This window comes from Bacillus sp. CR71, from assembly GCF_003429245.1.
GTDB lineage: Bacteria > Bacillota > Bacilli > Bacillales > Bacillaceae_G > Bacillus_A > Bacillus_A thuringiensis_S.
This window is the reverse complement of record NZ_CP031748.1, coordinates 3353856-3379159: the sequence shown is the minus strand read 5'-3', so window position 1 is coordinate 3379159 and position 25304 is coordinate 3353856. Positions and strand designations below refer to the sequence as shown.

Here is a 25304-nt window from a genome sequence, read left to right as displayed (position 1 = left end):
TGAGATACGTTAGTTATGAGCTCATTTTTTGTACGTTCTAATCGTCTTTCTTGTTCAAATGTATTTTCCAATTCCTTGGACATATAGTTGATATTTTGAGCAAGTTGGGTCAATTCGTCCTTCCCCTTAATCCCAATTGTCAAACCCAGTTTTCCATTGGCAATATCATTTACATTATCCGAAATGAGCTTCAAATATACTATTTTCTTTCGAACCAATATCAAAAAAAGTATGATAAAGGTAAAGATTGCGAACGCGAATAAGAAAAACAATGCCAAATTGCCTTCAAACATACCAAATTCTTCGTTATTTACAAATAATGGATCTATGACGTATACCAAAATGAGGATTGTTAAACCAAATGAAATAAAAAAACTAACTGCAACAGCACCAAGAAGTTTTATAATGATCTTATTTCTGAAACTAACATTCTTCATATTTTATATCCAATTCCCCACACAGTTTTAATATAAATGGGATGTTTAGAATCCTCTTCTATTTTGTCTCTTATTTTTGTAATATGCACCATGACGGTATTGTCTGATTTATAAAAAACCTCTTCCCAAACTGCTTCATATATTTTTGCTACACTCAGGACAATCCCTTTATTGCGGGCAAGTAGTTCGAGAATAGCAAACTCTTTTGGAGTTAACCTTGTTTCTTTTCCTCTTATCCATACTTGACGTGTATCTGTATTCACGGTTAAGTCACCAATTTCTAGAATGCTTTTATTATGTTCTATTGATGAATTGTATTTTTTAAACCTTCTTAATTGGGATTTTACCCTAGCGATTAATTCCAATGGGTTAAACGGTTTTGATAAATAATCGTCTGCACCAGAGGCTAGACCCTGAATTTTGTCTATATCCTCAGATTTTGCAGATAGCATGATGATAGGTATATTGCGGTCTTCCCTAATCTTCATACACGCTTCAATACCATCCATATTAGGCATCATAATATCTAAAATAATCAAATCAAACTCCTTTTCTTCTAACAGTTGTAAAGCTTCCATAGCATCTTCTACCTTTTGAGTTTTCAGACCTTCATTTTCCAAATAAACAGAGATAAGATTTCTAATTTCTTTATCATCATCAACAATAAGAATTTTTGACTCCATAGGATTCCTCCATATTTTTTCTCGTATTAAACAGCTAAAGACATAAGCAGGTGAGACATTTTTATCTTCTCTTTATTGTAAACTTGCAAACGGAAGACAAGAAATAACATAATAGATATAAGTAATATCGTTCCCCTAATATATTGTTCAATATTTACTGCTGAACCATATATAATTAATACGTTCTCTTTTTCTTTAAATTTTGCTTTTAGTAAAAAAATAAAATTTCTTATTATTTTCCACTAATAAAATAATTGTCTTGTGATTTCTTCTTTTAATTAATTTTTCTGTGAATACACCTGTACTCAGTCCATATTTGACAATATAATTTACTTTCTTCAAATCAATTCCTTCAATTATTTTGTCTCTAAGAAACCTTGAACTTGGACTGGCTGCACCAATTGATTTTTAGTGAATTATATACAGAAATAAGAAAGCGAATTGTTTTCATACCTAATCATCCCACAGGTTTGAACTCATAATCATACTCTAGAGTCCAAACCTTAAGAAAAAGGGGCAAAAGTTCTTAAGAATTCTTAAGCTTTCTACAGCATTTTGTCATAAGAATATATGACGACTCTTGAAATGTTAGCGGGATCCCCAATAACACTTACTATTCGTCAATCCGAAGAACAAAAAGAACTTGTAGGAATCTCTACAAGTTCTTTTTTAGATAATGTAAAAAGTTAAAACAAACTATCTCATAATTTGAATCGGAGCAAACACTATAACCACGGGTTAATTTTATTATATGCCGATTCCTAACTTATGCCCTTTTTATATTTGAAAATTCTGTGAATTAGTAAAATGAGTTTTACGTTATAACTAACTATAATTCTTGAATATATGTAAATGGAATTGTCTTATCTTTTTTTATTTATGTGATAAAGAAATTAGGTATAGGAAGATTATACAAATGTTTATTTATAATATTTTAGCGATGAAACAATGTTTGAGATATGGAATGATTTACGGAGGCCAATGGTCCGCTTTGTTAAATTCCACGTTTATTATATGAATTTTATATAACAAAGAAAAAAGTACCGCTCAATTATATTTTCTATTATCGGTACAGCTTTAGGTAAACTATTTTGCTTTCATGTGTGTATGATGTATATTTAGTTTTGGTCTTGTCCGAGAGAAAACTCACAGCTTTACTGTGTCACGGAAGTATAAAAGCCTGGGAGAAACTGTTTAACAGTTTTCTCTTAGGCTTTTTTTGTTTTTTTTGGTAAGAATAAAATTGGAGGTGTCTTTTAGATGAGTAAAGACTGGATTAAAGTATTTATTGCTGCTTTCTTTGAAATTTTTTGGGTTATTGGTTTAAAAAATGCTGATGACTTTTGGACTTGGACGGGGACTATCATTGCTATATTTTTAAGCTTTTATTTAATGATCATGGCAGGAAGAAAACTTCCCGTGGGAACTGTTTATGCTGTTTTTGTTGGGTTAGGTACAGCTGGAACTGTCTTTTCTGAAATCCTGTTCTTTGGTGAACCATTTAAAGTGGGAAAAGTACTCTTGATTTTATTTTTATTAGCTGGAGTAATTGGCTTGAAATTAGTTACAGATAACAGAGTTCAGAAAGGTGATGAATCCTAATGGCATGGATTTCTTTAATCTTAGCAGGGCTTTTTGAAATGTTTGGTGTTGCTATGATAAATAAACTGCATAAAGATCGAAATTGGCAATCATTAGCTTTGTTAATTCTCGGATTTGGATTAAGTTTTATATTTCTTGCTTACGCAATGGAAACACTACCTATGGGAACAGCTTATGCAATTTGGACTGGAATTGGTGCGTCTGGAGGTGCAATTTTAGGCATGATTTTTTATGGAGAATCAAAAGACTGGAGAAGACTTGTCTTTATAGGTATGGTTTTAGGTGCTGCAATAGGTCTAAAACTCGTTTCATAAATGCTTTTTTAGATTGTACTATGAGGGGGCGCCATACATGCCCATCAACTTAAAAATGAAAACAAAGTGTACTTTCATTTTGTGGAGGTAAAGCATTCCTAAAATAGAAGCATACTCTTAATAATATGCATACCAAATAAACCCTAACGGGTTTCCTTTTTTAAATTATGCAACTTTCTTTTGTTTTTTCAACCCATTATACTCATAAACAACACCCATAATATCAAAAACAGTCTTCTTCTCATATCGATGAGATTTTCTTCCGTTCTTCTGTAGGAGGTGGAACAGGCTGATTAGGATCTTTGTTATTTCTTGGATGTTTTGTTGTATGGCTTGATACAAACTCGATAAGTGATCTTGAATCATTCCAATTGCTTTATATTCACTTAATTCTTGTTTCTTCTTTTGTAAAATTAATTGTCGCATCTTAAACATAGTAGAAGAACATAGAAAAATGGCAATGAGTTTTCCATAAACATGGCATTCTAATCGCTCTTGTTTAATATGTTGCCAATGATGAATTTGAAATAAGGATTTCCAATTTTTAAAAATGATTTCAATTTGCCAGCGGAGAGAGTAAAAATTATGGATTTGTTCCATCGGAGCAATCTCCCAAGGTGTATTGGTAACATATAGGTTCATGCCAGCTAATCGTTTGCTTTTTTCCGAATATGTAATCCCTTTTTTACTTTCTGTGTACACTTGTTTTTTCATACGCTCACGAAGTTGTTTTTCTGTTAATCGATACATAATCACCCGAGTAAATAGTTTTTTATCCTTTCCAATATAAGCTTCTTTTATTTCATAGGACTGTCCTGGTTTTAAGGTATTCATGATGTGCTCTAAATCAACTTTGATGTACTGAGATTGTTTTTTTATTGTTCCGTTTCGAAAGTATTCAGGAAATTCATTTTTGACATATACCCTATTGTTTAATTTGAGTCGCGATATATAGTACACACCACGTTGATCCATTTGATCTAAATCATCCAGTGAATAATAGCCTAAATCCCGAATACATAGGTCACCAGGGCGTAATGTTGATAAACACTCTGTTCCATAGGTTTTATCATTATTTTTCCCTGGTTCCACTTGGAAATTTAAAAACTGACCACTATGTAAATCATATTCTAACTGGATTTTTATACCCGCTGTTTGTGCACAACCACCTGATCCAGGATATACATTGGCCAAGTGTTTTGGTACGTGAAAAATGGTTGCATCTAAAATACGAATTCGCTGAAAATAGGTAAGTGAAGCACTTGGAATTGCTGACTTTCCACAAACTTTATTTTTTAATAATGTGGAGAAAATATGTTTCAAAAAGAACACTGCCTTTTTATTAAAGCACTTATTTAGTCCTTCAGGACTCATAAGAGTTCCTGTTGATGCATGTAGCTGACTACACAATCGGACTAATGAATCACTCGCTACTCGTTGACTAATCCAGACACATATAGTAGCTAAATCATACCCTGAAAATTTACGTTTTCGTTTTACAAAACCTAGCTCTCTAGCGAGATTTTCCAAAAATGAAGGGGTAAGATGTTCATATAATTCTTCAGCAAATAATTGTAATTCGTCAGAAATTGATAGATACATACAAAAACGCCATCCTTTCCTATGATTCTACAGAAAGAATAGCGTATTTTTTGGTTTTTGTGCAAAGGTAGTGGAAAAGAAAATATAACATATATATTTCTAGCATAATGGTAGGATAATCCTGGTTCCTCATCATTTCTACTCTTACTTTTTTCCATTTGATAAAAACACCCATCATATGGATAAAAATTTATCTTAGCTTGATAGTGATCGGGTACCGCTGTTTTGTGCAAGCAACAATCCCTGAAAAATGCAGAAAAAATTCCAGAGGCGCGCAGCTATTTTTTTAAATGTTAATTTTGGTATTTCCAGAAGATAAAGCATTTCGCAAATGATAACTTTCACCTGTGAATGCAATGATATGAGCATAGGTCCCCTTTTAATACTTATAAATAGCTTTCTTAAATGGATTTCATCATATCTATATTTGTAATTTCATAGCCTAACTTTTCATATAATCCACGAGCAACTTTGTTATGACCAAAAACATGAAGTCCAATTTTTTTCATTCCTAATTCTTTAGCAATCACTTCAATTTCTTTCATTGCCTTTTTACCATATCCTAACCCTTGATATTGCTCAAAAATAATAAAGTCATAAATAAAACCTTCCTCATTACTTGTAGGCGATTTTTGCGCAATCCAAATCATTCCAACTAGATTTTGATCATGAAAGATAGAGTATAAATAATTGTACTCCGTTTTTTCACCTTTTGGTAACAGCTGATCAAATTCTATTTTGGACAAGTTAACAGCTTCATCTTCACTCCAATTTCCAGCAGCAACCTTCTCTTTCGCATAATCTTCAATCTCATTCTCATAATAACGCTGAAACTCCTCTTCGGCCATAGGCTTTAGTGTAATCACGTATTTCCCCTCCCGCTATGTTAATTATTCTTTATTTTAAATTTTTAATCTGAGGCGTGCAAGCAACAATCCCTGAAAAATGCAGAAAAAATTCTAGAGGCGCGCAGCTATTTTTTTAAATGTTAATTTTGGTATTTCCAGAAGATAAAGCATTTCGCAAACGATAATTTTCACCTGTGTATGCAATGATATGAGCATGATGGACCAAACGGTCCACTAATGCAGAAGTAAGCCGGTTATCACCAAATAGGGATCACCATACATGCCCATCAACTTAACATTTTGAAGTATCCCCCAAACAAAAAAATTGCACTGTTAAAGGTAAATATAGAGCTAGAATGTAGGTTATTAAGAATTAATAATTATTAAAGTAGAAGATTTTAAGAATGTTTTAACCTGGCTGAATGAAGGTTCGTTTATTTCCCCCTTAAGTTGATGGGCATGGGGGGCGCCATACATGCCCATCAACTTAAGAACCCAAACAAAATGAACTTTCGTTCATATGAACGGAAAAACTCTTAAAATACTTTGTGTCCTTAAAAATGAGCATACTAAATAAACCTCAATCGACCCAATTTTAAAAATCATGCAATTTCCCTTTGTTTTTCCAATCCACTATACTCATAAATAACACCCAGGATATCAAAGACTGTTTTCTTCTCATATCGGTGAGACTTTCTTCCATTTTTCAGTAAGAGGTTGAATAGACGGCACAAGATTTTGGTTATTTTTTGAGTGTTTTGTTGTATTGCTTGATACAAGATGTATAGATGATCTTGTATCATTCCAATGGCTTTATATTCGCTTAATTCCTTTTGTTTCTTTTGTAAAATTAATTGTCTCATCTTAAACATAGTAGAAGAACATAGAAAAATAGCGATGAGTTTTCCATAAATGTGGCATTCTAATCGCTCTCGTTTGATATTTTGCCAATTATGAATTTGAAATAAGGATTTCCAAGTTTTAAAGATAATTTCAATCTGCCAACGAAGGGAATAAAAATCATGGATTTGTTCCATCGGAACCCATTCCAAAGGTGTATTGGTGACATAAATATTCATACCAGCTAATCGTTTGCTTTTCTCTGAGTACGTAATACCCTTTTTACTTTCCTTATACACTTGTTTTTTCTTACGTTCTCGAAGTTGCTTTTCAGTTAACCGATATATAATAACGCGTGTAAATAGTTTTTTATCCTTTCCAATATAAGGATCTGCTATTTCATAGACCTGTCCCGGTTTTAAGGTATTCATAATGTTTTCTAAATCAATCTTGATGTACTGAGATTGTTTTTTAGCTGTCCCATTTCGAAAGTATTCAGGAAGCTCATTTTTGATATACACCATATTATTTAATTTCAGCCGCGATATATAATATCCCCCACGTTGATCCATCTGATCTAAATCGTCCAGTGAATAATAGCCTAAATCTCGAATACATAAGTCGCCAGGCAGTAATGTCGCTAAACATTCTGTTCCAAAGGTTTTATCATTATTCTTCCCTGGTTCAACTTGAAAATTTAAAAACTGTCCACTATGTAAATCATATTCTAATTGAATCTTTATACCTGCTGTTTGTGCACAACCACCCGAGCCAGGATACACACTAGCTAAGTGTTTTGGTACTTGAAAAATTGTTGCATCTAAAATGCGAATCCGTTGAAAATGGGTAAGTGAAGAACTGGGAATCACTGAGGTTTCACAAACTTTATTTTTTAATAATGTAGAGAAAACTTGTTTTAAAAAGCAAACAGCTTTTTTATTGAAGCGTTTATTTAGTCCTTCTGGACTAATAAGAGTTCCTGTAGCTGCATGTAGTTGACTACACAGTCTAACTAAAGAATCACTCGCTATCCGTTGACTCACCCAAACACAGATAGTGGCTAAGTCATGCCCTGAAAACTTACGCTTTCTTTGAACAAAATCTAATTCTCTAGCAAGCTCCTCTAAGAATGAAGGAGTAAAATATTGATATAATTCCTCAGCAAATAATTGGAGTTCATCTTGAATCGAAAGATTCATAAAAAATACCATCCTTTCTGTATATTTCTACAAAAAGAATAGCGATTTTTTTGCTATATGGATACAAATTTATTTTAATTTGATGGTGATGGATGGTGACCACTATTAAAAAGATACTAACATACTTTATAAAATATAAGCATTTAAGAATCAAATTTTTAATTTGAATTATGCCCTTTTCCCTTAAGGGTCTTTACTATATTAATAAAGAAGATTAGTCCTACGGTAAAGAATGTAAGTGGATGTAGCCATGTTCTAAAATTAACCAAAGTTACAATAATCATTATTATAGAAGCTATAAAGCCTATAATATCAATGCTAGAAGATAGTTTCCCTTTTGTTGTTTTCATTTATAACATTTCCTCTCCAGATACAACTTTAATTTTAAATTCCCTATATAATAATAACACGGGCTTAGATTTTTAACTATTTTGTACATTAAATTACTTTCGTTGGTTCTGGTGCAAGAAATACTGTCATTGTGTACACTGGGGTATCTACCACATCGCCATCAACCGGAAATTTTATAGTACCCCCAGAACGAAATTTTGTGCTAACTTGTAACAAAAAAACTCATTTTTTCGTTTTGGGGTAATTCTAAATTCTTAAGTTGATGGGCATGGGGGCGCCATATCATTGCGGGAAAATTGTACGTTTAGACACATTTTAGACACAGAAAAACAAGGGTATAAATTTAGATGATGGTTATAATTTCAAAAGTGGAACTGATTTTTTTATTATGACTAAAAAATCAATCCCACTTATTTGTGTCTTTAAGAATAATGATTTTTTCAAAGATGATTAATATGTTCTATACTTTTATTCTATATAAAAGTAATTGTTTACTTTTCAGTGATATTTACAAAATTGACGGCTCTGTTTTCCTCAGTAGCCAAAGCCGCATTCACTTTATTTATTTCCTTTGTTAATTCTGGTGCTTTCCCCTGAGAGGACAAATTAAGATTCCCAAAAGATTTATTAAAAGATAGAAATTGTCTTGTTTTTTCTTTCCCATTTATTTCTTTAAATACTGTATCATCTACAATTAATAGGATTTCGTTGGATTCACCACGATATGGAGATAGCCATACATCCCCTTTGTATTGAACATTCATTTTTTTCTCATCAAATGTTAGTTCCTTCAAGTCTTTATATTCTTTATTTGCAAATAAGATAGTTTCATCTTTTTTTATTTTTGGTAACGAATCAATAGGGACTGAAGAGGTGAGCCCCTTATTATTATCTCTTTCACGTATAAGTCCTTTTTTGTCCATTTTTTCAGCAGTTGTTCTGCTTATAAATAATAAATTACTAGGAGCATCCTTAAACTCTGCCGGAAGCTTTACGTTGAGCTTATTATTATCTATGGTCCCTTCTTTTATTTGATATAGGTCTTGTGATGTTATTATATCTTTGTACAAGTCTATTATAGAGTTTCTTGTTTGTTCGTTTATCTCCCCTACTTCTATTGAAATTCCATTTGCTGGGGAGTTTTTTGTACCAAATAATGAACATGCTCCTAACATGGTACTCAAAATACCAGCTACTATTAATAATCCAAGTCTTTTTTTCATCCTATATTCCCCTTTCTTAAATTAAAAGATTGTTTTATACATTTTTTTCAAATATTGAGCACGAACAAAGTAAAAGTATATAATTTGCATAACTAAGAAACAAATCAATACCATAACGGAACTACCTAAGACTGAAAAATTGGCTAACTTTTGTAAGGCCATAAAAGCAACCGCACTATGTGTAATTGCTATTGCAATTGGTAAAAAGAATAACAATGCAAGTTGACGTGTCACAATTTTCTTTAATTCCGGTTTGCTTAAACCAACTTTTGCTATCATTTTATATTGCTGCTGATTTCGTTCTAAGTCTGTGTATAATCGGAAATATAAAAAGCTTGCAGCAAACGTAAAGAAAACAATGCCTATTAATACACTCATGATAGATGCAAGTCCAAAACTTTGCTTCATCACTATCCATGTAAGAATTAAAGTCGAAAATGTATATTTTTCGTTGTCTACTATATCCTCAATTTTACTTGTATTATCTTTCTGAAAAGCAGCTACAATATTTTCTGCAACTTTTTTTGTTTTCTCCCAATCTTTCACAATAAAACCATTAATAGTGGTTTCAAAATAGTAATTCTCTGGATCCGCTATCATTTGATTATATACAGCGTCTGGTACAATAATTATCGTTTTGATTGTATCTTGTAGTTCTTTCGGAGTAACTATTTTATTTACATGCATATCTTTTTTTATATCCCTATACAACAATTGAAAGTTATTTTGATTAGATTTTGTATTAGCAACTTTTTTTGAAGGTATGACAAGACTATCATTTTCATCTTTTAAATTTTCTTTTTCAAAACCAAATGCCTTAGCTAACTTATTATAATCACTTAATTTTATAACGGTTGATAATATATTATTATTATAGAGAGTATCTCGAATTTGTTTTGTTGAATAAGTCACCTGTTCGAAATTAAACTCACCATCATGGAGTTCGCTTTCTATTTTTTTTAAATGTTCTTTTTCTAAATGGTTATTATTATTAGACTGATAAATAAATGCAAAAGGGCTTTCCGATTCAGCCATGGATGAGTTGCCTAATCCCATACAAGTCCCCACTGCAGTGAAGGCAACTGTAGAAATAATAGTGACCATAAAAAACATTTTTGCATTATCTTTTAATTGATACACTAAATCTGAGATGGTGAGTATGTTTGTTTTCTTAAAGAAAATATTTTCCCGTTTCTTTAATGCACGTAACACATACACACTGAGCTGGGTAAATAAGAAGTACGTTCCAAGTACAACAAAGCTCACCCCTGCCGCCATCATGAAAAATACATAATTCGCACCCTTGTACTGAATTGCGTTAACACTATGGAAAACAGTCGTATATCCTAGTCCAATGCAAATAAGTGCAAATAAAGATAGCCCAAATGATGCTTTTGGTTCGGGCTTTGGCTTTTCTTCTGCTTTTATTAATTCTACTAGTTTCTCTACATTTACTAGTCGAGAAGTGAAAAGTGAAATAAATAAAAATAGTAAGAAGAAAGCTCCAAATGTTATTCCAATTGCTTTAAGAGGTAGGTAAAATGGGAGTCCTTTATCAATCATTAACAGATTGTTGCTCATAATTAAGATAAACTTAGAGAACACCATTCCAATTGTAATTCCTGTTAAAATAGAAGTGATACCAATTATTATATTTTCAATAAATACTAATTTGTTCAATTGTGAACGTGACATCCCATGTAGCATTAGAATTCCAAAATCTTTTTTTCTTGTTTTTAAAAATGCACTTACAGAATATAGGATGAAAAAGAATGAGAAGAAAAATATTAACCCCTGTGATATCTGTAATCCTGACTTTGCAAATGTATTGATTGTTACACTGGCAGCAAGATCGCCTTGTAAATTAGGATGAAACGCAAGTAATGCATAAGTAAAGAAAATCATAATAGCAAAGGTACTACTTAAAAAATGAGCCAAATATGTTCGTTTACTTCGAATGACGTTATTAAATGCGAATTGTCGAAAAGTCATGTGCATTTCCTCCTAATAATGCTAAAACCTCTAGAATTTTTTCATAGAATACTTTGCGATTATCTCCACAATAAATCTCATTGTATAACTGTCCATCTTTAATAAACACAATTCGATCACAATAACTTGCAGCCATTGCATCATGTGTCACTAGCATCATCGTTGTGCTATTTTCTTTATTAAGCCTTGTCAATAATTCCATCACATCACTAGCAGATTTTGAATCCAGATTTCCTGTAGGCTCATCCGCAAGTAATAATTTCGGATTATGAATAGTAGCTCGTGCGATTGCTGTTCTTTGTGCCTGTCCACCTGAAATTTCATACGTACGTTTATCTAATATTTCAGTTATCCCTAGTTTTTTAGCAATAGCTTCAACTTTCCCTTCCATTTCTCTAGGGCTTACACCATCAAGTGTAAGTGGAAGAACAATATTTTCTTTCACTGTCAATGTATTAAGGAGATTAAATGATTGAAAAACAAACCCTAATTCACGTCTTCGAAATAAAGACAACTGATCTGAAGATAACAGATATGGGTTTTCTCCATGAATTAATACTTCTCCTGATGTTGGAGCATCTATAGTAGACACCATATTTAATAGCGTTGTTTTACCACTCCCAGATGGTCCCATAATTCCTACAAATTCACCTTTGTTTATTTTCAAATCAATATGGGATAATGCTGTATAAGAAATTTTCCCAGGATAAACCTTTCCTAAATCTGAAACATGTAGTATCTCCACAAGTATTTCACCTTCCATTTCTCTTTTCGATACATGAAGTGTAACTTATATATAGTATGGCTCATATCGATTTCCCTAACATTTATCTAACAAGTTTGTAAGATTCAAAAGAAAAACCGATGAAAGGTATACCTTTCATCGGTTAACGAGATGCATATGGAAATATGATTCTAACTTTTGTCCCCTTACCTACCTCAGATTCTAGCTCAATCTTATGATTTAATTTTTCACATACTTCTTTAACAAGATATAATCCCATTCCCGTAGACTCTTTAAATTTCCTACCATTTTCTCCAGTATAGAATAGATTGAAAACACGTGGTAAATCAGCAGTAGGAATACCAACTCCATAATCTTTTACTTCCAAAATAATTGCTCGTCCTTTTGAATACGCCGATACAATTACTTTTTCTTTCTTACTTGATGAATATTTAATTGCATTTTCCAGTACTTGATTGAGTATAAATCGAAACCATTTCTTATCTGTTTCTACAATAAGATTCGGATCTACTTTTACCTCTGGATACACATAACTACGTATAAATAGACGTTTATTTTCATGAATAGCAGAATCAATCATTCCCAATAACTGCAATCTGTTCACTTGAAAATCTTGTTCAAATGTTTCTAAGCGAGCAACATATAAGACCATTTCTAGTCCTTTTTTGATTCTTTCTGTTTCTTCATTAATACTGTCAAATCGTGAGTCTTCTGCATCTTGTGTAATTAACTCAATAACAGAAATAGGTGTTTTCATTTGATGAACCCATTGATTCATAAAAGTCATTTGTTCTTGTTGTTTTCGTTCCCATTTTTTTAATTGGTTTTGATAATATTGATATTGAGATTGTAGTAATGTTTCTAAGGCCATTGATAATGGAGTCAAATCACTATCTTTTATTGACTCATTTAAAGTTTCCATTGGTGTTGATAGACGCTTGTAGAATGAACGATGACTATAATAACGATAGATTAAATAACCCATTAATAAAAAAACACCCAAAAATACAGAATATAATGCTGTCAATATATGTGGATAACCATCAAACCAATATATAAAAAGAATGATAAGCAATTGGGCAAATGTATAACAAATAAGTGGAATATGTTCTTGTAAAAATAATTTCATTATTCCTTTCCTTCCTTTTTCCAAGTAGCATGCAAACGATATCCAGCACCACGAACTGTCTCCAGTGCATTTTCAATACCTAAATCTTGCAGTTTCCTTCTAATTCTCCCTATATTTACACTCAATGTATTTTCGTCTATATATGAACTATCCCATAGTTGTTCTAAAATCACTTCACGTTTTACAAGGAGCGGAGACTTTGTTATTAATATTTCTAATAAAGTTGTTTCTTTTCTAGTAAGTAAAATTGTCTTATCATTTAGTTGAAGTTCCATTCTTTCTGGGAACAGGATTAACCCTGATTGCTCAACTATTCGTTCTTTTACTTTAGGAGCATATTCACCGTATGCTCTTCTGAGCTGGCTACGGATTTTAGACATAACAACTTCATAATAAAAAGGTTTCGTAATGTAATCATCACCACCATTTTCTAAAGCCATAACTTGATCCATCTCTCCACTCCTTGCAGATAGAAATAGAATTGGACAAGTAGAAATAGCCCGTATTTTACGACACCAATAATAACCGTCAAAATTAGGTAAATTCACATCTAATAGCACTATATCTGGTTTTATATCTTGAAATATATCTAAGACATTTTCGAAGTCCTCTATAATAACACTTTCATATCCATATTTTTTAATATGAGTTCCCAGTAATTCAGCAATTTTCATATCATCTTCTACAATCATGATTGTATTCATAACGTACTCTCCTTTAATTTAAGTGCAATTTCTAAAGTTCATTTGTTATTTAATATTTTACTTATGTAAAAAAGATGATATCTTACCTCTCCCCTTAAATGCAATAAGTATCCAATAAACCTTAATCTGTTGTTACTTAATTAATCATTTCAATAGGGATTGTTTCTATCTTTTTTCTTTACTTACGTAGACTCTTTTTAAAATACACAAAAAGACCGTCACAGTATTGTGACGGATAAACGGGAAAATATTAATAACTAATTACTATTATTATTTATTTGTCACTTTTAAAGCTTCTAACACTATCTTTGTTACTTCTGCAATAAACTTATCATCGTATTTAGCATCCTCTTTATCATGTTTAGAAAGTATCGAAATTATTTGGTGATCGAATAATTTCGATATCATTTCGGATTCCATAAGATTCCGAGTCAGTCTTATCAGCTACTTCCCATCCTCCTGGAACTCCAGCACGAATTAAGTTGTCTCCTGTAGTATTCCTTTGCATCCAATCTATTAATAAATCCCGTTTCTCAGTTGAAAGTACATCTCCTATCGTAAAATCCTGAAGACTAGTTGCTAATGCTTTTGGGGTACTAGTATCATGGGCGTCTCCTGGATGCACTACGTTTAACTCTGATTTAAAACGTTCAGTATTTGTAACGGCATCTCTTATTTCTCTCATTGAGTTTTGGAATTCTCTAGGTCGACCTAATTGTTTAAGAATAAGATTTTGTGCATTATTATCACTATATTGGAGGGAAGCATCTGCAAGCTCTTTCAGAATCATACCTGTATCAAAATTCTTCAATAAAATAAACCCGGTTTATTTCGTATGCAAACCTTTAAATTCCCTACATGTAGCCTAAAAAAGAAATAACTTCTACTATAAATTGATGTTGTATTTTCTTAGCTTGATAGCGATGTGGTACTACCCCATGCCCATCAAGCTGAGATTTCAAGACATTCCCAGAATTAAAACTTCATTTTTTTGCAGTTAAAAAACAAATAAAAAAGGTCCTTAACAATTTGTTAATGACTACGGAATAAAGCCGCAATTTGGGTTGAAATCCAATCAGTTTGTAGAAAATAAATTGCAACTATAATAGCAATTGTATTCCCAAAAGCAATGTTTCAAATGGATTTTAGCATACCTGTAACTGTAATGGTATCAATAAAATGTGGATTGGATTACAAATACTGGCTTCAAAGACTAAAAAAATCCTGCATGTCTAAACCATGCAGGATTTTTTTAATCTTTGTTTTTCATAATATAAGAAACCAGACGAAGGATTTCAAGGTATAACCATACTAATGTCATCATAAGTCCTACTGCACTGTACCATTCCATATACTTCGGTGCTCCACTTTGAGCACCATTTTCAATTGAATCAAAATCTAGTAATAGATCTAGTGCAGCAACAATAATTACAATCGTACTAATAATGATACTAATTGTCCCACCTTGGTGAATATATGGAACAGTCACCCCTAAGATGCCCAGTAAGAAAACAATAAAATACATAATAAGAATTCCAAGTGTTGCAACCGTTACAACTGCACGAAACTTTTTAGTTACTTTGACTACTCGAGTTGCGTATAACACTAACATGGCAAATAAAATTGAAATTGTCAGTAATACGGCAGTTAAAGCGATAGAATCTCCAAATCGCATTGTATAAAATGCTGAAATACTTCCTAATAAAATCCCTTGTAATACTGCGTAAATCGGTGCACAAATTGGTGATATACGAGGAATGAATATAACTACAAATGCGACAATTATAGTAACTATTACAATTCCACTTAATACAGGTATCTTCATTGTCCCTTGTGTCATCTGTACGTATGAATAGACAGACGCTGCAAGAAGTAAGGTAAGTAAAATAAATGTTTTTGCTATTGTTCCGCCAATAGTCATCGTAGAAGCATTTGTATTTTCTTTATGAAATTTTTCTTTTTTTAATATTGGATTAGTTGTTCTCATTTTTTCCTCCTAGATACACTCTACCTTTAAAGCAGATCTTTATATTTCTAATTTTTTATCAATGATACGACCTGTAATAGCTGTTAAGACAATTATGAATAAGCAAGTAAAACATACATCTAAAATAGTGAAGTCTTCACTAGGATACAGTGAAGTATCAATAAAACCATTTTTATCTATGAACCACGTACTCTTTATGGTGATTGCATATTCACCTAATTTACTTAAAAAATCCAATACTAATGTTTGTATGATTAAAAATAAAGCAAAGAGAGTTATTGATAAAAATCCTTTACTCACTGATGACTTTATAGGAATAAGTTTTGTAATTACTATGATGAAATAACAGGAAATTAATATACTCATGAAATCGATTCCCCATAACAAAACGGAAAGTATGTGATGTAGAATTCCATATGCATATAACTTATGAAATTCTTGTTGGTAGCCTTCGGTTACTTTTGCTCCAAGGTTACTTTGAGAAAAATAGTATAGAAAAATTAAGCCTATTACTAATAAAAGAATAAACATTAATGTGAAGAAAAATAAATTTGCATATATATACTTTTTTCCTGAGATGGCTGTATAACGAATCATCGTATTTTTTAGCATTTTATTGAAAGAAGGCAAAGCTATTAAAAGTAGTAAAAATGCAGCGCCACCTATGATGAATATAAATATACCTAATGTTATATCCTTTGTAAGTTGATTTGTTACCTTTGATAATCCCACCATCTTAAATAAAAGAAGTAATGAAATAGTAATAAATCCAAGGTAAAATACAGCAATTCTTTTTCTATTGCAATTAAATAAATAGCGGAAAAGTGGGCTCATTTCTCAAAAACCTCCTTAAATAACTCATGTACTGCTTTACCATGATGAAAACGAATTTCTTCTACATTTTCATATAATACAATCCCGCCGTCTTTTAAAAAGATTACCTCATCAAATATATTTTCGATTTCCTCTATTAAATGTGTTGAAATAAGAATGGTACTATCTTCACGATAAAATTTAAGAATTAAATCTAATACATGCTTTCTAGAAACAAGATCAATTCCACCTAATGGTTCGTCTAATACATATAACTTTGCTTTCCTTGAAAAAGTTAATATAAGCTGTAATATTCCTGTTGTTCCTTTTGATAAGATACTTATGTTCTCTTCTAGAGGTATTTTAAACTCGATTATCAAATCTATTGCATGCTGTAAATTAAAATCAGCATACATATCTCGATAGAACAACAAGGCATCTTTTACAGTCATCCATGTTTCAAAAACGGGATTATCGGGCATAAATGAAACGATTTCTTTGGTTGATAATCCCACCTTGTTATTTTCAATTCTAATACTTCCTTTAGAAGGAAAACGTAAACCCGAAATCATTTTTAATAATGTCGTTTTTCCACTACTATTTGGACCAACAAGACCGATAATTTTTCCTTCTGCTATTGTTAAGCTTACATCTTGAATCACTGTTTTCAAATCATATCTTTTTGATAGATTTTCAATTTTCAATAATTCTTTCATTCATTGCCCTCCTTTTTCTTTTCCAAAGAAGAATGGAGTATTGAGAGAATCTCCTCTTCCGTAAAACTTAAATTATTCATTCCATTTATAAAATTATCAAGCAACTCTTTAGCCATTTCTTTGCGTAGCTCTGTGATTTTTTCTTCATTCATTGTTACAAATCTTCCTGTTCCTCTACGTGTCTCCGCAATACCTTCCCGTTCTAGCTCTTGAAACGTACGTTGAATTGTATTTGGATTCACTTGTAATTCACCCGCTAATTCACGTACAGCAGGAATTTTTTCACCTGGTGCCAAACGTCCTGTTACAATTTCTTTTTTGATGTATTCCATTACCTAAACATAAATGGGGATATTAGGAGAAAACTCAGTTTTCATTTCTTTCCTCCTCTGTATTAGTGTACTAGACAAATAGTACACTAATGTAAATTATATGTAAATAGTTATTTTGAAAACCATAATAAATGGAAGGTGATATATTTAGTGAATTCATGTAAGCGTCCAAGTACCAAAAATCATATCCAAAAACAAAGTTCCTTATTTAAATTCAACAAGGTTTTGAGTACTATTGTTCTTCAACAATGTTTCAAATGCGTCAGTTTCTGCTTGAAAAGAAAAAGCAGGAGCTGAATGAATACAAAGCAATTTATATGATTAAAGATTACTTTCCGTTACTGTTTCAAGCGATAGCTTTTGGTACAGAAGAACTTTTAAAAATTCTACATCGTCTTTATCAACTACTCAAAAAGAACGGTCGTAAATGTCATAGGCATAAGAAGTTGACCGTCTTTGATATTCTAGGGATTGTGTATAAAACGACATTGAAGCATAGACAAGCTGCCTAGCGAAAAAATCAGATTTTAATAGGCTTCTTTAGCATGCCTACTTTTCTATCAATTACTAGATATGAAACAAGGATCGTTTCATATCTAGTAATTTACTTGGTTAGCTTGATGGGCATGTGGCGATACCCCATCGCTATCAAGCTAAGCTCATACAACGTCAATTATAGTAGAGATTATTTCTTTTTTCTAAAGGCTACGTATAGGGAATTTAAAGATTTGCATACGAAATAAACCCTAATGGGTTTCATTTTTTTGATTTAAGCCGCTTGATTATCAGACATGGTACAATTGTAAACGACACCTAATATATCAAAGACTGTTTTCTTCTCATATCTATGAGATTTTCGCCCGTTTTGCTGTAGGAGATTGAACAAGCGAATTAGAATCTTTGATAGCTCTTGGGTGTCTTTTTGTATAGCTTGAAAAAGAAGAAGAAAGTAATCTTTAATCATATATATGGCCTTATATTCACTCATTTCTCGCTTCTTTTTTCTAAGAAGTAATTGCCGCATTTGAAACATGGTAGAAGAACAGAGTAGAATGGCAATCAGTTGCCCGTACAAATGGCATTCCAATCGTTCTCGTTTTATCTTTTTACAACGATGAATATGAAAGAATGATTTCCACGTTTTAAATAAAATCTCAATTTGCCAACGTAAAGAATACCCCTACAGATATTGTCCCATTGGGACAATATCTGTAGGGGTATTTGTCATATATACATTGATACCGCTAAGTCGTTTACTACGAGCAGAATACTTCATTCCTTTCTTTTTTTCTCTTACAGTTTGATCTTGTAATCGTTTTTGTTGTTGTTCTTTTGTTAGTCGATGAATAATCACACGAGTTGGGACTTTATCCGTCATTCCTACATAAGCGTTGAATATTTCATATGTTTGTCCTGGTTGAAGAGAGCTCATTAATACCTCCATATCTATCTGGATATACTCTGTACCTTTCTTGATTCTGCCATCTTGAAAATAATCAGGATTAGGATTTTTTTGATAAATACGTGTATTCGATTTGATACGTGAGATATAATAAGCCTTTTTATCTTGTATATGTTGAAGATCTTTCAAATGGAAATAACCTAAATCTCGGATACATAAATCATTCGCTGTTACAGTTGGGACACACAGGGAACCGTAGGTTCGATCATGTTGTTTACCTGGACCTGTATGAATATGAAGGAATTGCCCACTTAATAAATCATACTCAAGCTGAATCTTTACTCCCGCTGTATGGCTGCATCCTCCTGCGCCCGGATAAACGAATGAAAAGGGATCTGGGAGTTGAAATGCAGTTGAATCTAAAATACGGATACGCTTGAAAAAAGAAGTATATGGAGACGAAATCTGTATAGATGAGGTCAATTTTCGGCTTAGTAGTTCAGCTAGTATGTGTTGTAAAAATTGAACGGCTGCTTTATTAAATCGTTGGTTCATTCCCTCGGGACTGATGAGCACTTCTGTCGAGGCTTCTAACTGCTAGATAACTGAGTTAAAGACGTCGTAGTGATATTTTGGTTCATCCATACACATAAAGCGACTAAATCTTTTGCTTGGTACTTACTGGTTCGTTGCACGAAACAAACATCTCTAGCAAGATTCCGTAAGGTATTTGGAGATAAAAAACGTTGAATCTCTTGAGCAAATAGTTGTAATTCATCAGACACAGAAACAGACATAAAAAACGCCATCCTTTCCTATGATTCTACAGAAAGAATAGCGTATTTTATCTTTTTATGGATACATTTTTTAGCTCGATGGCGATGTAGTGTTACCTCAAATATAATTATTTTATTTGAAGGTCTCTTTTAAATTTTTATCAAATCTTTTCATAGGTTGATATACAAGGACGTGCAGTGATAAACCTATCACTGCAGTAATGTTTAAAATAATACTTATAATCATTAAAGACCCTTCTATAACTGGAGAAAAGTATCCGTTCGTGCTTAATGTAGAAGAACTTATACCTAGTATTAAAATCACTATTAGTAAAGGTAAGTTTTTAACCAATTTGAATCCCCCCTTTAAATATAATATCTTTATATTATTATACAACACTTAACTATGTACTTAATATAAGATAATTATCTATGAGAATTTAACATATTTCCTCTTTTTGGGGGTGACCTACTTCTTTAGCTTGATAGCGATGTGGCGAGACCCCTACCAATAAATAGAGAGCTAATCAGTAATGTGGAAACTGAATAAGCAAAAACTCTCATACATGTTGCAACTCCAATTAAAATAAGACAAGCTAGAATTGCCTTTTTTGCTCCATACTTCTTATTCACCTTACCTGTAAATAATGCAAACACACCCATACATAATACGGGAATAGATGTTTGGTGGTGTAATTATTTATTTAATCGTTTCAGTAATAACTCTCGTAAGCTGTCCGATAGTGCATCCACCTCAATTATCTGTTCTATTGCTTCTATATTGTATTTGTCGTGGAACTTAACATGATTGACTTGTGAAATTGATACTTTTTTAGGATGCGATGCAACGAGTTGTAAAAAAACGAACTTTAATCAATCCTTTTTTTTACATTCCCTTTTTCTAAAACCACAGAAAAGATAAGTACTATAGTTAACACCATAATAAACCTTACTTCACTTCCATCACTTACAAAAAATGAATACAAAGTATAAATTAAAATTAATATTCCATAAATAATTTTGTGCAATGAACTTCCACCTTTTTCTATATATATTTTAGTATAAAAGTTTAATTCAAGTCCTAGATCAAAATAAAAAGCACCTGTGATATACACAAAGTGCTTTTCTCTTGTCAATTTATCTATTTTCACTATACTTATCTATTTTCTTTTTATAACTCAAACTTCTTAGAACCGTACTTTTAGCTTGTTGCAATTCATTTTGTTTATATGGAATATGTTTATCTGTCTGTACATCTTCAACATTTTCTCCATCTGCTAATAATCTCCTGTACTTAAAAGAGTGCCCTGTTAATACTGTTGTAACCCCCTCCTTTTGTTTGATTATTTGTATCATAAAACAAGTATCTGAAGTTTATATGTAGTCTATCTAGAGTCTATGTAAATTTAAAAAATCTCTAACAAAATGTTTGTATTGTAACGTTACCACCAAAACTATTGCTCTAAACACCATAATTTGAAGAAACAGTACCCTATGTTCTAATCCTCAATTCCCCATACAGCTCTATGTTGAGTAAAACTAGTTAATCCCTATAATATAAAAAGGGCACCCCTTTTGGGATGCCCTTCGTTATAACTATATATTATTTAATTTTCTTCATTTGTTGGTACCATTTTTCCTTATTGAGAATCCGTACCTGTACCTTCTGATTTTTCAACAGTTTTTGCATGTTTTCCAGGTTGTGATTCTGTACCTCCATTTGTTTCTACCATTTTTCCTTCTTGAGAATCTGTACCTGTACCTTCTGTTCTTTCAACAGTTTTTGCATGTTTTCCAGGTTGTGATTCTGTACCTTCTTTTGTTTCTACCATTTTTCCTTCTTGAGAATCTGTACCTGTACCTTCTGATTTTTCAACAGTTTTTACATCTCCTTTAGATGCTGGCACTGCATCTTTAGGTAAATCAAAGTTTTGTGAGGAAGACGTTGTTCCATCTACACTCTGTGTAATTACTTGATTTGAATTTTCATTTGACTTTAAATTGTCCGTTTTCGCATCATCTGCACCAATTGCACCACCCGCTAATAATCCTGTACTTAAAAATGCTCCTGCTAATAATGTTTTAATCATTTTCCATTACCTCCTGTTTATTTGTAATATTCATCAAAAAAGTATCTAGAGTTAATGTTTTAGACATTATCTTTATCTACTTGCTTTTGATTACATTTAGCATAAGGCAAGAATCTATAGTTGATATGGACTGTATCTGGAGATTATGTAAAGAAAAATAGATGATCAATTGTATATCCTAATGAATGCTTAGACAAGATTAAAATTTTATATGAGGTTGATAGTTGAATTACCCTTTGTTTTTGATCGTAAGGTTTATGGCTGGGGTAAAGCCCATTGAGGACCTAATCTTTTCTAATTTGAAAGTAAACTTTTGGGTAAAAGTTTACTTTGGAGTTTTGAATCATTTTATAACTAATTTTGCAAAAAATTTCTCAATATAGATATAATTGTTAATTATAGTTATAATATTCAAAATTAACAAAAAATAAATTATAATAAAAATATGATGGTTATTCCCTTTGTTTACTCCTTGTGCTAAAGATAAGATTGTGTTCCCGATCTTATCTTTTTTCTTTGTAGATTTTTGATACAAAAAAAGAATCCTTATAACAAGGATTCTGCAACAGGAAATAACAAAATATAAACGATTGTAGCATATATAAATTTAGTTCTTATTATAATGGTAATCCTTTGGCTACTCTATTTTGATATTCTTTAAGGGGTAGTGTAATAGATTTATTTGGTGCATCTATTGGAGTTGCTTTAACATATATCTCAGAATAATGACCACCTTCACCGCTAAACTCAGATTGAATATCTACTACTGGTATTTGTATATTTTTATTATCTGGTTGTACATAAGATTCAAAGTTTAAATATGATGGTGTTGGTTTTGAACCATTCGTAAGTAAATAATACACTTTTGAATTGTAAAAATTAGGACGTGATTCCTGCCACGTCCATCCATATCCATTTTGATCATAGTAGGATAGTTTCGGAACATGAACTTTTGATTTTGTTTTAAATGTTCCTGAGAAATTAGCGGCTTTCACTATACCAAAATATGTTGTGGTATAACCAGCCTTACAAATTACAGGCTGTGATTTAAATATAATTTGTTCTTCATGAGTAGATGTGTTAGAACTTGTATGAGTATAATTAAATTCAGATGAAAGTGTAATCTCTTGACCGCCTTCAGCAACAAAAGGAATTTTAACTGCTAACGTTGATTTTGAAGATACTCCTAATTTAACCCCTTCTTGGTTTGAATAGGTAAAAGACTCTGTTGTTTTGATACTTTTTTCAGGAGAATACCATGTTTGGTCTACTAATCCATCATTTTTGTATGATAGTAGTTCGATTTGTTGTGTAGGTCCCCAACTATCAAAATGTGCTGTTATATCTAAGTTATTAACATCAGTATGATATTCGGGCTTAGATACATATTTAGTTGCAGTATTTGGATTAGCTGCAGTACCTTCTGGAGTCATTCTATCTTTTATATCTTGTATAAACTTATCTTCATTATAAACATTATCACTCTTTGTATTAACATTTAATATTGTACTTTTTGTAGCATCTGCAAAAGAAGTAGTAGGCATACTTACTACTCCTATACTTAACATACATGCGAATAGCATCATTACAGCCATTTTTTTATATGATTTCATCAATATTCCACCTCTCTTAATAGATTTAGCATTATGCTATTAATATATCTAATTGACGGAAAATACTCAATATTCCGTTTGATCAGTCACTATTGGATAAAATTAACTAGTTTTTTATGTTTTATTACATATATGCATCTAGAAATATGTTAATTTTTTTTGTTAATGTCATATTTAAGATAAAAAGATATATAGAAATTAAGAAATCTACTGTTAATTGTCATAAATTCTACAATGTTTTTAAATGTGTTTATCTTTCTGGCGTACCGCCAGCATTTCGGAAAAAAACCACGTTAAGCAAAAAATAAAATAAGCTGTCCAGATGGACAGCTTATTTACATAACTACCGTTAGCGGAAGTTGATTTATAAAAAATGTTCCAAGTATTTTCAATTTCTTTTTAAAAGATATCTTTCACGGGAACCGTAATTTTGCTCAGCTTGAAAATATGCAAGTTTGTCTGGGACACATGAAATGATAGAAGATAAACCATAAAAAGCTATTTTTTCTACCGCAATGTGTAAAGGTAAGTGTTTACCGTCTATATCTTCGTTTAAGGACATAACATAACAGTTATCATCGGCACCATGATTTTTTAATAGTTGTAGGAGTTCGTCGATGTTAGCTATACGTTGTGTGATGCTTACGATGTATTTCTCATTCAAGGCAACGCTGTAGTTATGATTTAAACGCCATAAGGCATCTCTTCTTTTTTTAGGAGAAAATAATTCAAATAGAACCCTGTCACGTAATCTCTTAGAAAAAAATTTTTTGACAAATGCTTCTTCATATTCTTTGTCCATATATAGTCCTCCGAGTAAATGATTTCTTTAAGGTTGTATTCCATACTAATCAGAGGTAACCTTCTCCGTATATCATATTCATAGTTGGTTAACATAACGTCCTATTATCGGTAGCAAAGAAAAAGACGTCCCCTTACTCTCACAAGGGATTCGCCTTTTTCTTTTTCTATGACCCTATGCATCTTTTTATACATTCCTATTCTGAAGTGCCTTTTGGCTTCCCTATGTCTCCCTATTTTTCGCATAAAATCTTGCATACTCTTAGCGTGGTTTTTTTCCGAAATGTTGGCGGTACCTCAGTATGTATTACATAGCAAGTGTAGAGATTGCTTGTTTGTAGATTAGTTGTTGTTTACCATTAACCATCATTAGGACGGTAAATTTATCTATTGCAAGGATCTTCCCACGTACTGGAACGCCATTCTTTAAAAATACTGTAACTGCCCCTTTTTTCTCTTTCAATTGTTCATACATATCTTCTTGTAAATTAAACATGAAATGCGCCCCCCCCTGGTTTGTTTGTATTTACTTTTCTTCTAATACCTGCTGCTTTTCACTGTTGGATATTTTTGATTCCCATTCACTTTCTATTTTTCTAAACCATTTTCCTATTTTGCTTAGATAATATCTTTTTACTTCACCATTAGGTATCCAAATTTCACGTTCCTGTATTTGATTCATCACTTCATGAAGAATCTCATCATGTTCATACTTTTTAGGTTTTCTATAATGTGTTTTTACAAATTGTGTATATTCTCTACGTAACCAATTAGAAATATGTTGTCTTTGTCTTTGCTTGAGATGTGACCATTTTTTATTTGTTTGAAGGATTTTTCCATTTACTTTTATGTGGTTTTTCATCGACACTCATCCCCTTTCACTAGCAAAACGAATATATCACTATCGTATCACATTTAAATTGAAATACTGCTCTAGGTACATATTTCGCAAGAAATCTATCCAAAATATACAATACATTCTCTATTTAGCTGATTAAGTCTACACAAGATTAAATGTAGACTATTATTGTAGTGTTTTAGTTTTTTAAATCATTACGGTACGTGAAATTATTTTGTTAACCATAAAAAAAGCCCCTTGAAAGGA

The 25304-nt window shown here is 31.8% G+C and carries 24 protein-coding genes and 6 pseudogenes; 3 read left to right on the top strand and 27 right to left on the bottom strand.

Annotated features, from left to right (window positions below; genetic code table 11):
• Both DOS87_RS17040 and DOS87_RS17035 read right to left on the bottom strand, forming a co-directional pair.
• Window positions 1-437, bottom strand: a 437-nt coding sequence (locus tag DOS87_RS17040; protein WP_208730384.1) for a HAMP domain-containing protein, incomplete at its 3' end; no start/stop codon positions are given.
• Complete coding sequence (locus tag DOS87_RS17035; protein WP_000444090.1) at window positions 434-1120, bottom strand: response regulator transcription factor; 687 nt, start codon at window positions 1118-1120, stop codon at window positions 434-436. The genes DOS87_RS17035 and DOS87_RS17040, both read right to left, overlap by 4 nt.
• 1260 nt (window positions 1121-2380) lie before the next feature.
• On the opposite strand from DOS87_RS17035, the gene DOS87_RS17030 reads away from it, so the two are divergent.
• A complete protein-coding gene (locus tag DOS87_RS17030) occupies window positions 2381-2722 on the top strand; it encodes a DMT family transporter (protein WP_208730035.1) in 342 nt (113 codons plus the stop codon).
• Window positions 2722-3036: a DMT family transporter gene (locus tag DOS87_RS17025; RefSeq protein WP_000312327.1), complete on the top strand. Its 315-nt coding sequence runs from the start codon at window positions 2722-2724 to the stop codon at window positions 3034-3036. Before DOS87_RS17030 ends, DOS87_RS17025 begins: the two co-directional genes overlap by 1 nt.
• A 165-nt stretch (window positions 3037-3201) precedes the next feature.
• Here the strand turns inward: DOS87_RS17025 and DOS87_RS17020 are convergent, their stop codons facing one another.
• The 14 genes and pseudogenes from DOS87_RS17020 to DOS87_RS16960 form a co-directional block, all read right to left on the bottom strand.
• A complete protein-coding gene (locus DOS87_RS17020; RefSeq protein WP_208730034.1) occupies window positions 3202-4638 on the bottom strand; it encodes an IS4 family transposase in 1437 nt (478 codons plus the stop codon).
• A 401-nt stretch (window positions 4639-5039) separates the two neighbouring features.
• Window positions 5040-5504 carry a GNAT family N-acetyltransferase gene (locus tag DOS87_RS17015; RefSeq protein WP_000631398.1) on the bottom strand — a complete coding sequence of 155 codons (465 nt, stop codon included), beginning with the start codon at window positions 5502-5504 and terminating at the stop codon, window positions 5040-5042.
• Window positions 5505-5619: 115 nt separating this feature from the next.
• Window positions 5620-5754 (bottom strand): annotated as a pseudogene (locus tag DOS87_RS29905) (ATP-binding protein); the annotation flags it as partial.
• Between the two features lie 334 nt (window positions 5755-6088).
• Window positions 6089-7525 carry an IS4 family transposase gene (locus DOS87_RS17010; protein ID WP_208730033.1) on the bottom strand — a complete coding sequence of 479 codons (1437 nt, stop codon included), beginning with the start codon at window positions 7523-7525 and terminating at the stop codon, window positions 6089-6091.
• Between the two features lie 842 nt (window positions 7526-8367).
• A complete protein-coding gene (locus tag DOS87_RS17005) occupies window positions 8368-9099 on the bottom strand; it encodes a lipoprotein BA_5634 family protein (RefSeq protein ID WP_086398107.1) in 732 nt (243 codons plus the stop codon).
• Between the two features lie 21 nt (window positions 9100-9120).
• Complete coding sequence (locus tag DOS87_RS17000; RefSeq protein WP_184121659.1) at window positions 9121-11091, bottom strand: FtsX-like permease family protein; 1971 nt, start codon at window positions 11089-11091, stop codon at window positions 9121-9123.
• A complete protein-coding gene (locus DOS87_RS16995; RefSeq protein WP_016078492.1) occupies window positions 11066-11836 on the bottom strand; it encodes an ABC transporter ATP-binding protein in 771 nt (256 codons plus the stop codon). The genes DOS87_RS17000 and DOS87_RS16995 overlap by 26 nt, the downstream gene beginning before the upstream one ends.
• Before the next feature lie 142 nt (window positions 11837-11978).
• The gene (locus tag DOS87_RS16990) at window positions 11979-12965 is read right to left on the bottom strand and encodes a sensor histidine kinase (protein ID WP_098506576.1); all 987 of its coding nucleotides are present in this window, start codon (window positions 12963-12965) and stop codon (window positions 11979-11981) included.
• Complete coding sequence (locus DOS87_RS16985) at window positions 12965-13669, bottom strand: response regulator transcription factor (RefSeq protein WP_098506577.1); 705 nt, start codon at window positions 13667-13669, stop codon at window positions 12965-12967. The genes DOS87_RS16990 and DOS87_RS16985 overlap by 1 nt, the downstream gene beginning before the upstream one ends.
• A gap of 270 nt (window positions 13670-13939) precedes the next feature.
• Window positions 13940-14477, bottom strand: a pseudogene (locus DOS87_RS16980) (serine hydrolase); the annotation flags it as partial.
• Window positions 14478-14921: 444 nt separating this feature from the next.
• Window positions 14922-15656, bottom strand: coding sequence for a Bax inhibitor-1/YccA family protein (locus DOS87_RS16975; protein ID WP_184121663.1), 735 nt, complete (start codon window positions 15654-15656; stop codon window positions 14922-14924).
• Between the two features lie 39 nt (window positions 15657-15695).
• Window positions 15696-16490, bottom strand: coding sequence for an ABC transporter permease (locus tag DOS87_RS16970; RefSeq protein ID WP_133964069.1), 795 nt, complete (start codon window positions 16488-16490; stop codon window positions 15696-15698).
• Window positions 16487-17185, bottom strand: a complete 699-nt coding sequence (locus tag DOS87_RS16965; RefSeq protein ID WP_208730032.1) for an ABC transporter ATP-binding protein — start codon at window positions 17183-17185, stop codon at window positions 16487-16489. Before DOS87_RS16965 ends, DOS87_RS16970 begins: the two co-directional genes overlap by 4 nt.
• Complete coding sequence (locus DOS87_RS16960; RefSeq protein ID WP_261795522.1) at window positions 17182-17517, bottom strand: GntR family transcriptional regulator; 336 nt, start codon at window positions 17515-17517, stop codon at window positions 17182-17184. Before DOS87_RS16960 ends, DOS87_RS16965 begins: the two co-directional genes overlap by 4 nt.
• A gap of 236 nt (window positions 17518-17753) precedes the next feature.
• Between DOS87_RS16960 and DOS87_RS16955 the strand changes: the two are divergent.
• A pseudogene (locus tag DOS87_RS16955) lies at window positions 17754-18029 on the top strand (IS4 family transposase); the annotation flags it as partial.
• A gap of 257 nt (window positions 18030-18286) precedes the next feature.
• On the opposite strand, the pseudogene DOS87_RS16950 reads toward DOS87_RS16955, so the two are convergent.
• From DOS87_RS16950 to DOS87_RS16900, 11 genes and pseudogenes are all read right to left on the bottom strand, one after another.
• Window positions 18287-19716 (bottom strand): annotated as a pseudogene (locus DOS87_RS16950) (IS4 family transposase).
• 112 nt (window positions 19717-19828) lie between these two features.
• Window positions 19829-20047, bottom strand: a complete 219-nt coding sequence (locus DOS87_RS16945) for a hypothetical protein (RefSeq protein ID WP_000240382.1) — start codon at window positions 20045-20047, stop codon at window positions 19829-19831.
• Window positions 20048-20190: 143 nt separating this feature from the next.
• A pseudogene (locus DOS87_RS16940) lies at window positions 20191-20379 on the bottom strand (MFS transporter); the annotation flags it as partial.
• Between the two features lie 12 nt (window positions 20380-20391).
• A complete protein-coding gene (locus tag DOS87_RS16935) occupies window positions 20392-20517 on the bottom strand; it encodes a 3-alpha domain-containing protein (RefSeq protein ID WP_227023493.1) in 126 nt (41 codons plus the stop codon).
• A 47-nt stretch (window positions 20518-20564) separates the two neighbouring features.
• The gene (locus DOS87_RS16930) at window positions 20565-20846 is read right to left on the bottom strand and encodes a hypothetical protein (protein WP_133964186.1); all 282 of its coding nucleotides are present in this window, start codon (window positions 20844-20846) and stop codon (window positions 20565-20567) included.
• Window positions 20847-20866: 20 nt separating this feature from the next.
• Window positions 20867-21051, bottom strand: a pseudogene (locus DOS87_RS16925) (hypothetical protein).
• 284 nt (window positions 21052-21335) lie between these two features.
• Complete coding sequence (locus DOS87_RS16920) at window positions 21336-21785, bottom strand: hypothetical protein (protein ID WP_208730031.1); 450 nt, start codon at window positions 21783-21785, stop codon at window positions 21336-21338.
• Window positions 21786-22402: 617 nt separating this feature from the next.
• Window positions 22403-23398 (bottom strand): ETX/MTX2 family pore-forming toxin, encoded by a 996-nt coding sequence (locus DOS87_RS16915; protein WP_208730030.1) that lies wholly within the window; start codon window positions 23396-23398, stop codon window positions 22403-22405.
• Window positions 23399-23786: 388 nt separating this feature from the next.
• Window positions 23787-24200, bottom strand: coding sequence for a hypothetical protein (locus tag DOS87_RS30260; protein WP_208730029.1), 414 nt, complete (start codon window positions 24198-24200; stop codon window positions 23787-23789).
• 306 nt (window positions 24201-24506) lie between these two features.
• Window positions 24507-24695 carry an RNA chaperone Hfq gene (gene hfq / locus DOS87_RS16905; protein ID WP_065845862.1) on the bottom strand — a complete coding sequence of 63 codons (189 nt, stop codon included), beginning with the start codon at window positions 24693-24695 and terminating at the stop codon, window positions 24507-24509.
• Window positions 24696-24725: 30 nt separating this feature from the next.
• Entirely contained in the window at window positions 24726-25061 is a 336-nt protein-coding gene (locus DOS87_RS16900) for a transposase (protein WP_097891782.1), read from the bottom strand.
• Between the last annotated feature and the right edge of the window lie 243 nt (window positions 25062-25304).